This window comes from Candidatus Cloacimonadota bacterium (genome assembly GCA_011372345.1).
In the GTDB taxonomy this organism is placed as follows: Bacteria; Cloacimonadota; Cloacimonadia; order Cloacimonadales; family TCS61; genus DRTC01.
The window spans coordinates 1-15,031 of the sequence record DRTC01000058.1; the positions used below are offsets into that span (position 1 = coordinate 1).

Here is a 15,031-nt window from a genome sequence, read left to right on the forward strand (position 1 = left end):
CTCGGAGCTAATGTCTATTATCAGAACTTTACATTCAGGGGTTGCATTTATAGATTAGAAGATTTTTTCAAAGAAAAAGATTCTGGTAATTACGGACAAAAATTCGCTATTGGTATTAAATACACTTTGGACACTTTTTCTGATATTAAAGCATCCCAGAAAGACGGTTATCTGAAAAGTACTGTTCCACCTAAAGAAAGAACAATGACAAGGACTTTACCGGAAACTCCATCTGTTGATTATGATTCAAATCCACTTTTAGAAGAATTGCGATTGATCAGAGAAAGAAGAAAACAAGCTGAAAAAGAGTTAGAAGAAATTAGAAAACTACTTCAAGAGTAATTTCTAAAATGAATCCTAAAAACATATTTTTTAGTTTAGTTCTATTATTGTCTCTTTTTTTATCAGCCCAAGAGGATAATTCTGCCTTAATTCAACTGATACAAGAAGAGCAGCGTGGATTAGATATTATCGAAGGTGAAATCCAGTATTTCTATAATTTGATAAATCTAAGAAAAGAAGTACGCGAGCAATATAAGAACGGAAATCTGTTAAAGATTGAAAGAGCATTTGATGAAGACTCCCGAGTCATCGATAATATGTTCAGGACTTCCGATGCACAAGCAATCAGCATGAAAGTCGGAGAGCTTAAAGTTATTTATAGCGATGTACCTGAATTAAAAGACCAAATACTCTTTTACAGGGCTAAAAGTTTAAAAATTAGAGGAAATGTAGATAAATCTCAAAACCTTTTAGAAGAATTGGTTGATAATTACCAGTCTTCTCCTAAATTTGATCCTGCTCTTTTTCTGTTAGAAGAGATTTACTTTATCAAGGAACTCGATTCTGAATTGATCACTCTCTATAATAAATTTCCTTCAAATAAATCAGGTCAGCAGAAATATCAACTAGCTCAAGCTTATTACAACATCGACGATTTTGATAATGCAAAAAAAAGGTTTCAGCTACTTTCTGAAAATGAAGAATACAGCTTTCGAGCCAAATCAATGCTGGCGTTAATTGCCTATTTTGAAGATGGGATAAATGCTTCTATAAAGATGTTTGAAACCTTAAAAAATGAACATCAACCATCTACTCCTTATTACGACTTTGTGATTTTATCTTTAGCTCGTTTGTATTCTGAAAAAAAAGACATGATTACTTCTTTGGATTATTATGAACAATATCTCGACTTGCAGGGAGATCTTTTATTTTCAGATTCAGATTATGGTATTGCAACAGTAGAATTACAAAAGAAAATGAATTACGATGAAATAATGTATGAGATCGGAACCCAGTATAAAAATGCCAAAGACTATGATAGAGCATTATATTACTATTCATTAATAATCAATAATCCTGTTAAGAGCGAGTATTTTGCTTCTGCTAAATTTGCAGTTTTGATGGTTGAACTTGAAAAAGGTGATATAAACACTGTTGAAGAAAAACTCAATGAGATAATTTCTGTTAATAATATTCTCTTGGAAACATTAAATGCAAAATACAGTCTTCTTGAAAAATACAAAAATTTGAGAACAGATTACTCTAAAGATGACATTTCGGAAAATGAAAGAACTTCCATAAAAAATAAAATGGATAGTATTGAATCTGCCCTTCAGAAGACAAACACCTCTCTTCAATCTTTATATAAAGGTCTCGATCCTGTCACCTTAATAGCTCTTGAAATGTTAGAAGAGGAATATCTTTCGTATAATAGCATTATCAGCGAAATGGAAGCTGTTATTAAACTGGCAAATACAATTCCAAACAAAAAAATCCCCAAAATGCTTGATAAAAGAATTGAAGATTCCGATGCATATTTGGTAACTCTACAAATGATTTCCTATTTAGGTCATCTACAGAATTTTACTACTCAAGATTATGAATTAGCCAGAGCATTAGCTGTAGAAAAACTACACGAAGATTTCTTATTAAACACCTGGAAAGAGATAAGAAATATAGCGAGAGAAACTAATCATCCCAATATTGCAGTTATGTGTGATAATTCAATAGAAATACTGTCAGGAAATCTTGAATCAATTGATACAATTGCCCGAATACAATTTCAAGGTGAACCAAGTGCTGATATGAAACAATTGATCCGGGAAGAAGCAGTTGCAATAGAACAAAATAGGGATGATCTGATTGAGATTAAACAGGAAGTTATTGAGAAATTCAATAAAAAAATTGCTAAAAGACTTGATAAAGAGAAAGAATTATTAGTAGAAGAGAATGAGATGCTAAAAGAAACATATCATAACGCTCTAACCATGATGAAGGATGATATAGTAGAAGAAAATGACAGATACCAGATCAGCTTATTGGATGTTCTATTCAAACAATCTCAAACCATCGACGAAGAATATAAAGAATTCACGGAACAAATGAAAAATGAATAATAAAATAAATTTTTTTTTAATTTTCTCATTTTTAATTTTCTTAGCTATAAGTCTTTTTTCACAAGACCAAGACATTGATCCAAAACTACAAAAAGAATACAATAAAAAAATCTCTTATAAAAAAAGTGTTTATGATAGAACTTTAAAATACATCGAAGAAAATCCAAACTCTACCGGACTGGCTAACTTATATTTTAATCTGGCTGAAATGAGCATCGAAATAGATGTTAATGATCCAGAGATTACAGCGATGTATTATAAAAAGGTTCTTGAACATGATCCTTACTTTCCGAGTAAAGATGTTGTCCTCTATAATATTGGATATTTTGATTTTGCAGCAAAATTATTAGAACGGGATACAGAAAGACAGAAAAACATCGAATTGGTGATGAATTGGCCTGATAATCTTAGATTATCGGAAGAAAAACTAAAAACATCCATCGACGCTTTTTCGGAAATTTACCAATCAATGCCGGAATCAAAATATAATACAGATGCTGTTTACAGATTAGGAACAGTGTACTTCGAAATAGCTCTCGATTCCAGAGAACCTCTTCCATACTTCCAAAAAGCAATAGAATACTTTGACATTGTTGCTCAACGAGAGGGAGATCCATTACAGAATTACGGTCTTTTTCAAAGAGGATGGTCTTATTTCAGCAGTGCTCAATTTGAATTAGCTATCCAGGATTTTACCCAAATACTTGATATTATTCATAATGATAGTCTGCAAACAGAAAAAGTTTTCTTTGAAGATGATGCCATCGAAAATATTGCTTTCAGTTTGATCGACTACGATAGTTCGGATTTTAATCAAGCATCGGTTGCTGCAGAAAAAGCGAAAGAGATACTTGCAGAGTTTATTAGTGACGAATACAGTAAAGAGATTCTGCTAAAATCGATCGAATTAAAACTTAAATATAATGCACCTATCCAAGCCATTGATCTAATAAATTCATATCTATCTCTTTATCCTCTCAGCCCGGAATGTCCATTATTTATTGATTCGGTAATGACGATTTATCAAAATAATCCATCTCGAACACGAGATAAACAGCCTGCTGAAGATTTGATTGTAAATGAAATGATCAGAATTGTAGATAATTATAAAGTAGATTCCGAATGGTTCAAAGCTAATGCTGAGAAGGATCTTTCAGCTCAATTTCAAGTGATCAGGAAAGCTTACGAATTTCTTGAACCAAAATATTACAACAACTTTGTACATTCAAAAGAAGAAGAAGATTTTATCACTTATAAGGAACTTGTTAATGATTACTTAAAATTTGATTCTTATATTGATAAAGAGAATCTTGAAAAAATGAAGACCATCAGAAGACGAGTTTTAGATGCCAGTCTGGAACTTGCTGAAAGCACTAATAATCCGTCTCATTATTTCTCTGTTTTGAAAGATATTAACGATTTTAATAATCTCTATCCTGACCATGAAGAATTTTATATTTTTGAAGATAACATTTTTTATTGTAATGAAAAGATCTATGAATTGTTAAAACCAACTATTGACGAACAAGCCTATATCGATACAACCTGGAATGTTTTTCTTGATAATAATAGTTTAGATTCATTATTTATTGATGCTTCATTACATTACGAGAAAATCCTAATCACTCCTGAATATCCCGGTGAAAATAAAGAATCGGACTTGATAAAATTAACTTACAAAAGAGCTGAAATCTGGTATGATCGAAATGAGTTGGATAAAGCTTTTGCAGATTATTCGAAGTTATTAGATTACAATCTGGATAATGAGATTAGAAAACTGACCAATGCTCGTCTTGCCGAGATCAGTCAGCAAAGAAATGATTATAATTTAGCTGAAACTTATTATCGGGAAGCAAGTAAATATGCAACAGAAGATGAGAAAAATGATTACAGTAATAATATTTTAGCTTCAATCCAATCCAATGCCAACACACAAATGGATAAAGGAGATTATCTTACAGCTGCTGAAAATTATCTAAGACTTGCAGGTGAATTGGAAAATGAAGATAAAGAAAAAAGTATTGGATTCAAACTCAAAGCAATCGAAGCGTATAAAAATGCCGGAGATAATCAAAAAGCGATCGATCTTTTGCTGGATATTGCTTCCCAAAAAGAAGCTAAAGAAGATATTCTCGCTGTTTATATCAACGCCTGGACAATATCAGATAGTTTAGGTGACTGGAATCAGAGCGAAAGATTAAGAAATCAGTTTATTGATAAGTTTAATAAATCGAACGAAGCTTATAAACTCCGACTTCAGAATATTGGATTTTATGAAGGAACACAATTCGATAACAAAGAAAAAGCAGCTGAAATGTATCTCCAACTTTATGAAGATGCTGCCGACATGGATATCGGAGAAGACAACCGGGAAAATATTTACTTAAATGCCATCAGGATTTATCAGGAATTAGGAAATGAAAACAAAGAAATCGAATTGATGCTGGCATTTGAAGAGAAACATCCGAATCATCCCAAATCTAACGAATTTTTACAGAAAGTTGCCTTGATCTATCACGATCGAGGAGAAGAAGAAAAATACGATACTCTTGCTCGCAAACTTTATAAAAAGGATCCTTCTATTGATCTTATGTCTGCCCTCGCAGCAGAAAAACTTAAAGATATCAAATCTGAAGTTGATAGCCTTTTTGTCTTGAAGGACTATCCCGGAATGGATGTTAAAATATCCGAATTCAAAGAAGTTGAAGCAAGTTATAAAGCAGACGGACTAGATTTACCTCTGGAATCCATTTATGAAGTTTTTGCTTATTATAAAAGCTATGAAGAATTTTATAATAGGTTCAATGATAAAATCGACTATATAGAAAACGATTTTTTAAAGAAATCTCCTCAAACTCTGATCAAAGTCAATACTTTAACTAAATGGAAAGATCACATGATCGGAGGTGACGATAGAATTAATAACTTGATGAAAACCTGTAACAAGATCAAAGAGGATATTATTGCCTTGATCCGGGAAGGAAGCTCGTATGAACTTCAAGTCGAAAATCAAACTCATGCTCTTTATCTTACTGCTAAAGCTTATGATTATTCAATGGATGTTGTTACGACTCAAGTTCAAAAATTCGTCGATGTCTCTAACCAGATCAATAATGAGCAGATGAAGAATCAACCGGATCTCCAGAATAAAGCGAAAATGACACTTTTGAATGCTGGAAAAGCAAAAGCTGGTGAATTCAAACTTGAAGCTGCAAAAACATATCAGCAGTTACTATTGACTTTTTATGATGGTAAAAATTATTCTGATGAATGGACAGATAAGGCTCTGAACCGTTTATATGAATGGGATGTCAGGTCAGAAAAATATTATGATCATCTTTATTCGGATGCTTCCTGGATAATCAATAATGCTCAAGTCGATGATTATCTATATTTTTTGGAAACTGACTCTCTCTGGAGTTTTGCAAACACTACGGAAGATACTGTATTTGAATTTGCCAAGGTCATTGAAATGAATCCGGAAATGAATTCCTATATTTTGATCAACTTTAATGCAAATGATGAACCGGAAATGTTGACTATTGATTACGCAGCGGAAAAACCTGTACAAGTTATCTATAATAAAGAAATCATACCGATCGAACCTGTTGTGCAGGATACCATTAATCTGAGTGATAATAATATTATTCATTATACTTTACAGATCGAAGATAATCTCTATCAGGGAGCTAATAATTTGGTGTTTAAAGTTGAGAATAACGCATCAGTTACAACACCAAGCTATCTGGCAGCACACATAACCATCCAATATGATAAAGCTAAAAAAGAAGAATAAAGATTTAATGAGAAGGTGATTTTATGAAAAAAAAATTACTGCTTTTACTTTTAATGTTTTCTTTCACATTCTGTCTTATTGCCCAGGAAGAAACAGTTGATAGAAGCAATTTAAAAAAATTGAAAAGTGATGAAGAAGACAAAGTTACTGTTGAAATAAAAAAACCTGATAATTCAGCAATTATGCCAAGAAAACAAACGGAATATAAAACTGAACACAGTTTTTCGATCAGGGAAAAAATAAAAAAATCAAATAAACTATTATATTAGGGAGGAATAATGAAAAAATTCTGGTTAAGGATATTGATTATCTCTATCTTGACATTGACTTTCGGAAGTCTTTCGGCTAAATCGGTCGTTGAAATTTATATGGAAGGCGGAGCATTCATGCACATTATTACAGCCTTGTTTGTGATTATGATCATATTTGCTATAATTAAATATTACCAGTTAGCCATTCGGGAAAAACTGGATGCAAAAAGTTTCTATTTGAAACTCAAAGGTTACATCAGGAACAAGCAATATGATGAATCTGCTAAAATCAGCGCACAATTTAAAACAACAACTCTTGGATTCATTTTCTGGAGCGGTTTTCTGGCATTTATCGATGCCAAGAAATCAGGTAGAACCGGTACCGACCTGGAGAACGCTTTAAAAAATGCATTCGATGAAGCAGGACTGCAGACTATTCCAAAAGTCGAAGCCGGTCTTTTCTGGTTAGATGTTATAGCTCAAGTTGCTACTTTTCTGGGTCTGCTGGGAACAATTTTCGGACTTATTTTAGCATTTGATGCCTTGGCAAAAGCTCCAGAAGCACTGAAACAGATCAAACTTACCGAAGGTATTTCTCAAGCCATGGGAACGACTGCTTATGGTCTTATCGTTGCGATTATTACCATGTTCATCAAAGGTGGTCTGCAAGCAAGAGCTGATAGGATCATTAACGATATCGATGAATACAGCGTTAAATTGATCAATCAAATTACTTATTCACTAAAGGATTAGATCGTGTATCAGGGTCCATCAAAAGAGAGACGGCTGTCTCAAAAAAGACAGAAGTATCCCAATCTGATTCCATTGATGAACATGTTCATTGTTATCATTCCCATGATGATGATGATCATGGTATCGGTTCATTTGGCTTTAGTTGGAATTAATCTTCCTGTTGCTGAAGGTGGTGGAGGTTCGGAAATCGAGCAGAAAGAAGAAGCGGAACTTCCAAAAAAAATTACTTTAGCTTTGCTTACTGATCGATTTCAGATATCTATTGAAGGAATAAAGGATATCATTGAAATACCGGCTTTAAGTGAAAATGCTGGAAAAATTAAATACGATTTTCTCTCGCTTGATCAGAACATTAACCATCTGAAAAAAGAAAATGAGAATCAAAATACGATAGAAATATTACCCGATCCTCAAGTTCAGTTTGATATTCTGCTTAGATCTATTGATATTTGTAAAAGCAACGGTTTCCCTAATATAAAATATCTTACGGTTTCTAAAAAGTATTATCAAGCTAAACCTTGACAGGAGCTGATAATGATTGCGAATAAAAAGGATAAATTCAGATTAGCAAAAAAGAAATCACATTCAAAGAGTGATCTTAATATTACATCTTTGATGGATATTCTGACAATTTTATTAGTATTCATGCTGAAAAATGTAGCTATGGATGCTTCTCAGAAGAACGCTCCTGAAGGTATGTTTTTACCAACAACAACAACTAAAGACAAACTTATTGAAAGCGGTCAGGCGATCCTGATTAAAATATTTTCTGATAAACCGGAAAAAAATGAACCTGCTAAGATACTATTTGGAAAAGAAAACATTTATGTTGGTACATTGCAGGAATTTATGAGCAAAAGAGAGACACGGGAAAACCTGTTTAATTATCTCAAACTCGAAGCTGATGAAATTAATGTTATGCAGAATAAACCTTGTCTGCTCATTCAGGCAGATAAGGAGCTTAAATGCAGATACATTACCGAATTCATCATCTTCAGTGCTAATGCTGCTTTTGCTAACATTTATTTCTCTTCTATTCATGCTGATGACAAAAATGAAGTCCTTGGCATCTAAACAGAGGTGAAAATTGTGAAAATATTAAATTTGCAGCTTAAATATAAGAATAAAAAATTAGATGAAGCAAGATACGGAAGAGATTTTACCAGTAAATTTCAAATTGGTAGTGACAAGCATATTTTCTGGCAAATTCTTGATAAAGCATTCCCCCCAAAATATACCTTGATCAACAAAAAAGGTAACAATTTTACCATGCAACTCCGTGAAGGAATGGACTTATCCGTCACAAAAAATGGTAAAGAATTAAGTAAAGACGACCTGAAAAGAGAAAATATCCTGAAAGGTAATGTTCTTAATTTAGAAGAAAATGCTGAAGGTTCTATCTCCTTTAGTAGTCAATGGACAATCGATTTTTTTTACAAAGAGCCCTTTGTATATAAAGCTTCACCTGAAGAATTAGCATTAGCAAGGCAATTTGCCAAGTTTCCTCCCTTAACTCATGAACAAAAATTTACCAGGATTTTCTTGATCCTTGGTTTGTTGTTTACCGCTATCGGACTTTTTATAGGAGAGGCAACATATGTACCTCCTGAAGCTGTTGGAATCCGAGAAAGATTGAATAGATTAGAAGAGATTGCAACAAGAGTCGAACCGGAAATAATCGAAGAAGTCGAACCGGAGTTTACCAGAGGTGAAAGGGAAATCGGGGAAGAAGAAGTCGAAGAAGCCGAAGAAACAACCCAGGAAGTAACTTCCGAAGATTTTAAGAAAATGTTCGGTCTTGATCTTGGAGCCGGGGAAATCGGAGACGCAGATTTGAGCTCCGAATTGTTGGAAGTAACCCAAGTAGATGAAATCGTAGCAGCAACTTCAACTGAACCTGGTTCTGGTCCCGGAGGAGGAACTGGTCCTGGAACACAACAACCCGGCGGAGGAACTGTACTCGATGATTTTGTTGGTTCATCAGGATTAGCTCCGGGAGAAGGTTTGGGAGATCTTGGTGGTTTGGAAGGATTGGATCTCGGGCAAGGTACAGGCTTTGAAGAAGTCGATCTGGCTGATCTGGGTGGTGATGTTGGAAAATTTGATATTACAAAGATTGAAAGCAAAGCACATTTTGAAACAGTAAAAAAGAGATTTGCCGGGATCAAGGCAGTAAAAGAAGGTTCGATCCAAGTAAAAGATGTTGCTCCTGAAACAAGAACCGAAATTGCTAATATTAAGAACCAGGTGAATACATATAAGCCGCAGATAACACAGCTTTACACAGTCGAATCTATGATCATGGAAATGTACGGCAGGATCGAATTTGTGATCATTATCGAAGCTGATGGAAAAGTTGTGGCAGTTGACTTTAATATTTCCAAAGGAAGTTATTTCAGCGAATCTTTCTTAAAGAAAGCGAGAAATATCATCCTGCAATGGAACATCAAAGTAAGAAATCCAATCCAATATACTTTTCCGATGACATTTATGAAGAGTCAATAGCAATTTGTAGATGTATAAATATTTTATCATAATAGCCCTTCAATTGCGAGGGGCTTTTTTTTGATTTATGTATCATTATGATATTGCCTTACTTGTTAAAATAGATAGTTTATTTTCCTATAAATATTCTACTGAAATAAAGAAAGGATGCCGGGTTATTGTTTCTTTTGGAAATACTGTCAGGACTGGAATAGTCTGGCAACAATCAAAACGATTAAGTAGCGAAATTAAATATAAAAATATCCTGGAAATTATCGACAAAGAACCGATCATAAATGAAGAATTATTATACATTGCAAAATGGATCAGTAACTATTATTCTTGTAGTTTAGGTCATTCTCTTTTTTCCATGCTGCCGGCAGGTCTGAACATTCAATTACAACAAAAAATAAAAAAGATCAAAGATGGGATATTAAAAGAATCAAATGGCTTTTCCGAAAGGATAATGAATGAATTGAGTTCAATAGTTTTTACGGATATATCAGACATTAAAGATAAACTTAAAATGAATGATTTTTATTATTGGATAGAGCAGATGGAAGAAGCAGGTCTGGTTGAAATTGAAAGAGTTTATGATGCCAGGATCAAGAAGAAGATAGCCAATTTTATTGTTTTGAACAAATTAGATAAAATTCCTCATTTGGTTGAAAAACAGGAATCTGCATTCAATATCATAAAAAATACCGGGAAAGATTTTCCCTTAGCTGAGATTGCTCATAAATTCAGCTATTCAATTGTCAAATCCCTTCGAAATAAAGGTTTGATCAGAATCGAACAAAGAGAAATAAAATCAGATTATGAAATTACCAGATCAACAACAGAGAGGAAAAAGATCGAGCTCACAGATGAGCAGAAAAATATCAGAAAAAAAATAATTTCTACCTTAGATCAGAACATATTTAAAACATTCCTGCTTTATGGAATAACAGGCAGCGGAAAAACCGAAATTTATATCCATGCAATAAATTCCTGTTTAAAAAAAGGAAAAACTGCTCTTTTACTTGTTCCTGAAATTGCCTTAACACCCCAAATGGTACAAAGATTTTTTCATGCTTTTAAGGAAGATATTGCCATATTACACAGTCACCTTAATGATAGAGAAAAATTGAATCAATGGAGAAAGATACGATCCGGAAAATGTAAGATCGTTATCGGAGCTCGCAGCGCGATTTTTGCTCCTCTTGAAAATATTGGTATTATTATTATCGATGAAGAACACGAGAACAGCTTCAAACAAGATAAAACTCCTCGCTATAACGCCAGAGATATTGCTGTTGTCAGAGCAAAAAAAGCAAATGCTGTGGTCATTTTAGGAAGTGCAACTCCATCCCTTGAAAGTTGGCAAAATACAAAGAGCAATAAATTTCAACTGCTTAAACTTCAAAAAAGACCTCTTGCTTATCAACTTCCTTCTGTGAAGATCATCGATATGAAAAAAGAGAAGGATCATAAACTTATTATAGCAAAAGAATTGATAAAAAAAATTGAGAACAGGTTATCTAATAAAGAACAGGTTATTTTATTACAAAACAGGCGTGGTTATTCTTCCTTTGTGCAATGCATCTCCTGCGGAAAATTATTCAAATGTCCTAAATGTAACATCAGCTTGAAGTATCACAGCATTTCCTTAGACCTCATCTGTCACTATTGCGGTTATAAAACAAAAATGCCCAGAAACTGTCCAGATTGTAAGAATTACCTGTTCAAGTTTGGAGCTCCCGGAACACAACAGATCGAGAAACACTTGAAAATTCTTTTTCCAACCGCAAAAATTTTAAGAATGGATTCCGATACAACCCGTAAAAAAGATAGTTATGATTCGATGTTCAGAAGAATGCAAAACGGAAATATCGATATCTTGCTGGGAACTCAGATGATAGCCAAAGGTCTGGATTTCCCAAATGTTACTTTAGTGGGAGTAATTTCAGCGGATATCGGTTTGAATTTTCCTGATTTCCGGGCTGCTGAGAAAACTTTTCAACTTCTGACCCAAGTTGCCGGCCGCTCCGGAAGAGGAGAAAAGCCGGGTGAAGTTTTTATCCAAACTTATAATCCTGAACATTATGCCATAACTTCTGCTATGAAACAGGACTTTGAATTATTCGCAGAAAGAGAATTATCTTTAAGGAAAACTCTTCATTATCCACCTTTTTATAGAATTGCCAGAATGATCTTTTCCGGAAAGGATGAAAAACAACTGAAAACTCAATTCAATTACAATAAACAAATATTTCTGAAACTTCGTACTTTATTTAAACCATCTGAATTATTAGTTTTAGGACCTGTTCCTGCACCGATTGAAAAATTGAAAGATAATTTCCGCTACCACATTTTATTGAAAGCATCATCTGTCTCAACCATGTCAAAAGCGATTATTTTTTTAAAGGAAAATCTGAAAATAAGTTCTGTAGTAAAACAGACGATCGATGTCGATCCTTCGTCTCTTTTATAAGATATTCATAAAGGTTATTCTGTAATAAATCTATAATTTCTCCCTAAATATTTTCACGATCCTTTCCGCTGTCTTTCCATCCCAATATTTTAGAATTTTTCCTTTTTTGGATTCACCTTTCAAGATCAATTCTGCTTCTTCGATGATCGATTCTGTTTTCAGTTTGACCAGTTTGTTCGTTCCTTCTATGATCGTGATCGGTCTTTCTGTATTTGGTCTCAAAGTCAAACAGGGAATACCAAAATATGTTGTTTCTTCCTGGATACCTCCTGAATCTGTGAGAATGAATTTCGCTTCCATCTGCAATTTCAGGAAATCATAATATCCAATCGGATCTAATAAAATTAAGTTTTCCATTTTTTTGACTTTTTCATCTAATCCAAATAAAGAAATCTGTTTTTTCGCTCTCGGATGAATAGGAAAAACCAATTTTATCGATTTTGATATTTCTTCAAAGGCATTCAAAATCGTGAGAAAACCATTTTTCTCATCAACATTTGAAGGACGGTGAAGTGTTATTAAAACAAATTTTCCGGATTCGAGATCAAAATCCCGCAGGATCGATGATTTGTTTGCTTTTTCTTTGAACATCACCAGAGAATCGATCATGATGTTCCCGACAAAAAATATCTTTTCTTTTGAAATTCCTTCATTAAGAAGATTCTGATCGCCATCCGGAGATGGAGTTAGCAGATAATCAGAGATCACATCTGTCATCAGACGATTAATTTCTTCCGGCATTCTTCTATCAAAACTGCGAAGTCCGGCTTCCAGATGAGCTACCGGAATATGTAGTTTAACCGCATCTAAAGCGCAAGCAACTGTGCTATTTACATCACCGGCAACAATAACCAGATCCGGTTTGTCTGCAAAAAGGACCTGTTCATATCTTTCGATAATGCGAGCAGTTTGCTCTCCATGCATTCCTGAACCAACTTCCAGGTATTCATCAGGAACAGGCATTTGCAGGTCATTAAAGAAAAATTTGCTCATTCTTTCATCATAATGTTGTCCTGTATGGATCAATTTAACTTCAAACTCATCAGGATATTTTCCGAATTCTTTATAAAGCGGAGCCATTTTCATAAAATTTGGTCTTGCTCCAACTACTAAATGGATTTTTTTCATTTTGTTTCCTTTTTTTTTATTCATGGATTTTTTTAGCCACGAATGAACACGAATTAGCACGAAGAATGAAATTTCGCAAATCCATCTTTTTGTTTGTTATTGTTCGTGGATTTTTCTCTGTGAGCTCTGCGCCTCTGTGGCAAAAATTCAACACTTGAATTATTCAATAATCCCGCCGCCTAAAAGTTGATCATCTTGATAAAAAACTGCTGATTGACCGGGAGTTATCGCTCTTATCGGAGTTTTCAGTTTTATCTGAATGTTCTCTTTATTTATTTGAACATCCTCGATTGGAAATGGTTTGCTATTGTATCTAACCTGGACTGAAAGGTTTGAGAAATTTTCCGGAAATTTACCTGAAATCCAGTTTACATTATTTACTGAAAAATTGTCGGATAGGAGGTCTTCAGGATTGTCGGTAACGATTACTCTATTATTTTTTGCATCTAATTTTCTCACAAAAAGTGCAGAATGCCAAGGAGTATTCAATCCTTTTCTTTGTCCGATCGTGTAAAGAGGAACACCTTTGTGTTTGCCGATTATTTCCCCATTTTCAAGGACAATATCACCTGTTTTTAATTCCAGTTGTTTTTTTAAAAAATCCTCGTAATGCCCTTTAATGAAGCAGTTTTCCTGACTGTCTTCTTTATCATGAACAGGTAATTTCATATATTCTGCTATTTTCCTGACTTCAAATTTTGTAAACTCGGAAAGAGGAAATAATGTTATTGAAAGTTGTTCCTGATCCAGACCCCAGAGCATATAGGATTGATCTCTTGATTTATCTTTTGCTTTGAAAATTCTATAAATTACGGTTTCCCTTTTTAGCGAAATATAATGTCCTGTAGCAATTTTATCAACTCCGAGTTCCATAGTTTTTTTTAGAAATTCTCCCCATTTTATGGTTGGATTACAAAGAGTGCAGGGATTTGGAGTTCTCCCCTTGGAATATTCTGAAATGAAGTTTTGGATAACTATTTTTTCAAAACTTTCTGATAATTCGATAGTATAATGTGAAATATTTAATTTTTTACATACTTTTTTTGCATCTGAAATAGCAGCATCTATTCCTTCATTCTTTGAAAAACCAAATTTTGAGTTTTCAAAATGATGCATAGTAACACCGAGAACATCATGTCCTTGTTTTAATAAAAGAGCAGCAGCAACAGAACTGTCAACTCCTCCGCTCATGGCAACTGCGATTTTCATTTATTTCCTTTAACAATGAATAACGATTAATAAAGTTAAAATTTATTCAGCAATATATATGTCAAATAATACATTTTAGAAAAATAAAAAAGACACAAGCCGGAGCTTGTGCCTTCATTTTTTGGTTCTAAAACCTTGTTAACAACTTGACACCAAAACCTGATTTCCAATAAAAGTCATGGTATGCATTATTAAAGAACCGGAGCAATGAAAAAATTTTAACAAAAGGAGTCAAGATGAAAAATTATAGACTTGGAATCGATTTAGGAGCAACCTCACTTGGATGGAGTATTCTTGAATTAAATGAAAAAAAAGAACTAATCAATTTATTAGATATGGGAGTAAGAATTTTTCCAGATGGTAGAGAAGCTGGAGGAAAAAAAGAACCCTTAAATGTAACAAGAAGAGAGCATCGTGGAACTCGAAAAAATCGCGATCGATATTTGCATCGACGAGTAACTTTAATGAATTGTCTTATTGAAAATGGTATGATGCCAGACATTGAAAGGGAAAGAAAAAAACTAGAAAAAAACGATCC

The 15,031-nt window shown here is 33.6% G+C and carries 10 protein-coding genes and 1 pseudogene; 9 read left to right on the top strand and 2 right to left on the bottom strand.

What is annotated here, in order from left to right; all coding sequences use genetic code 11:
• Positions 1–350: 350 nt before the first annotated feature.
• From ENL20_00970 to priA, 8 genes are all read left to right on the top strand, one after another.
• Positions 351–2,399, top strand: coding sequence for a hypothetical protein (locus ENL20_00970; GenBank protein ID HHE37132.1), 2,049 nt, complete (start codon positions 351–353; stop codon positions 2,397–2,399).
• Positions 2,392–6,195 (top strand): hypothetical protein, encoded by a 3,804-nt coding sequence (locus ENL20_00975; GenBank protein HHE37133.1) that lies wholly within the window; start codon positions 2,392–2,394, stop codon positions 6,193–6,195. Before ENL20_00970 ends, ENL20_00975 begins: the two co-directional genes overlap by 8 nt.
• 23 nt (positions 6,196–6,218) lie before the next feature.
• Positions 6,219–6,464 carry a hypothetical protein gene (locus ENL20_00980; GenBank protein ID HHE37134.1) on the top strand — a complete coding sequence of 82 codons (246 nt, stop codon included), beginning with the start codon at positions 6,219–6,221 and terminating at the stop codon, positions 6,462–6,464.
• 9 nt (positions 6,465–6,473) lie between these two features.
• A complete protein-coding gene (locus ENL20_00985) occupies positions 6,474–7,199 on the top strand; it encodes a MotA/TolQ/ExbB proton channel family protein (GenBank protein HHE37135.1) in 726 nt (241 codons plus the stop codon).
• Positions 7,200–7,202: 3 nt separating this feature from the next.
• Positions 7,203–7,721, top strand: coding sequence for a hypothetical protein (locus tag ENL20_00990; GenBank protein ID HHE37136.1), 519 nt, complete (start codon positions 7,203–7,205; stop codon positions 7,719–7,721).
• Between the two features lie 12 nt (positions 7,722–7,733).
• Positions 7,734–8,273 carry a hypothetical protein gene (locus ENL20_00995; protein HHE37137.1) on the top strand — a complete coding sequence of 180 codons (540 nt, stop codon included), beginning with the start codon at positions 7,734–7,736 and terminating at the stop codon, positions 8,271–8,273.
• A 15-nt stretch (positions 8,274–8,288) separates the two neighbouring features.
• Positions 8,289–9,704 carry a hypothetical protein gene (locus ENL20_01000; GenBank protein ID HHE37138.1) on the top strand — a complete coding sequence of 472 codons (1,416 nt, stop codon included), beginning with the start codon at positions 8,289–8,291 and terminating at the stop codon, positions 9,702–9,704.
• A gap of 67 nt (positions 9,705–9,771) precedes the next feature.
• The gene (priA, locus tag ENL20_01005) at positions 9,772–12,156 is read left to right on the top strand and encodes a primosomal protein N' (GenBank protein ID HHE37139.1); all 2,385 of its coding nucleotides are present in this window, start codon (positions 9,772–9,774) and stop codon (positions 12,154–12,156) included.
• Positions 12,157–12,186: 30 nt separating this feature from the next.
• Here priA and ENL20_01010 read toward each other — a convergent pair whose 3' ends face one another.
• Both ENL20_01010 and mnmA read right to left on the bottom strand, forming a co-directional pair.
• Complete coding sequence (locus ENL20_01010; protein HHE37140.1) at positions 12,187–13,284, bottom strand: UDP-N-acetylglucosamine 2-epimerase (non-hydrolyzing); 1,098 nt, start codon at positions 13,282–13,284, stop codon at positions 12,187–12,189.
• Between the two features lie 159 nt (positions 13,285–13,443).
• Positions 13,444–14,493: pseudogene (gene mnmA / locus ENL20_01015) on the bottom strand (tRNA 2-thiouridine(34) synthase MnmA).
• A 236-nt stretch (positions 14,494–14,729) separates the two neighbouring features.
• Here mnmA and ENL20_01020 point away from each other — a divergent pair.
• The coding region (locus tag ENL20_01020) for a hypothetical protein (GenBank protein ID HHE37141.1) at positions 14,730–15,031 on the top strand (302 nt) is incomplete at its 3' end.

Coding starts and splice junctions, on each gene's coding strand:
- ENL20_00970 (HHE37132.1), top strand. CDS start 351: ATGAATCCTAAAAACATATTTTTTAGTTTAGTTCTATTATTGTCTCTT.
- ENL20_01010 (HHE37140.1), bottom strand. CDS start 13,284: ATGAAAAAAATCCATTTAGTAGTTGGAGCAAGACCAAATTTTATGAAA.
- ENL20_00980 (HHE37134.1), top strand. CDS start 6,219: ATGAAAAAAAAATTACTGCTTTTACTTTTAATGTTTTCTTTCACATTC.
- priA (HHE37139.1), top strand. CDS start 9,772: ATGTATCATTATGATATTGCCTTACTTGTTAAAATAGATAGTTTATTT.
- ENL20_00975 (HHE37133.1), top strand. CDS start 2,392: ATGAATAATAAAATAAATTTTTTTTTAATTTTCTCATTTTTAATTTTC.
- ENL20_00985 (HHE37135.1), top strand. CDS start 6,474: ATGAAAAAATTCTGGTTAAGGATATTGATTATCTCTATCTTGACATTG.
- ENL20_00995 (HHE37137.1), top strand. CDS start 7,734: ATGATTGCGAATAAAAAGGATAAATTCAGATTAGCAAAAAAGAAATCA.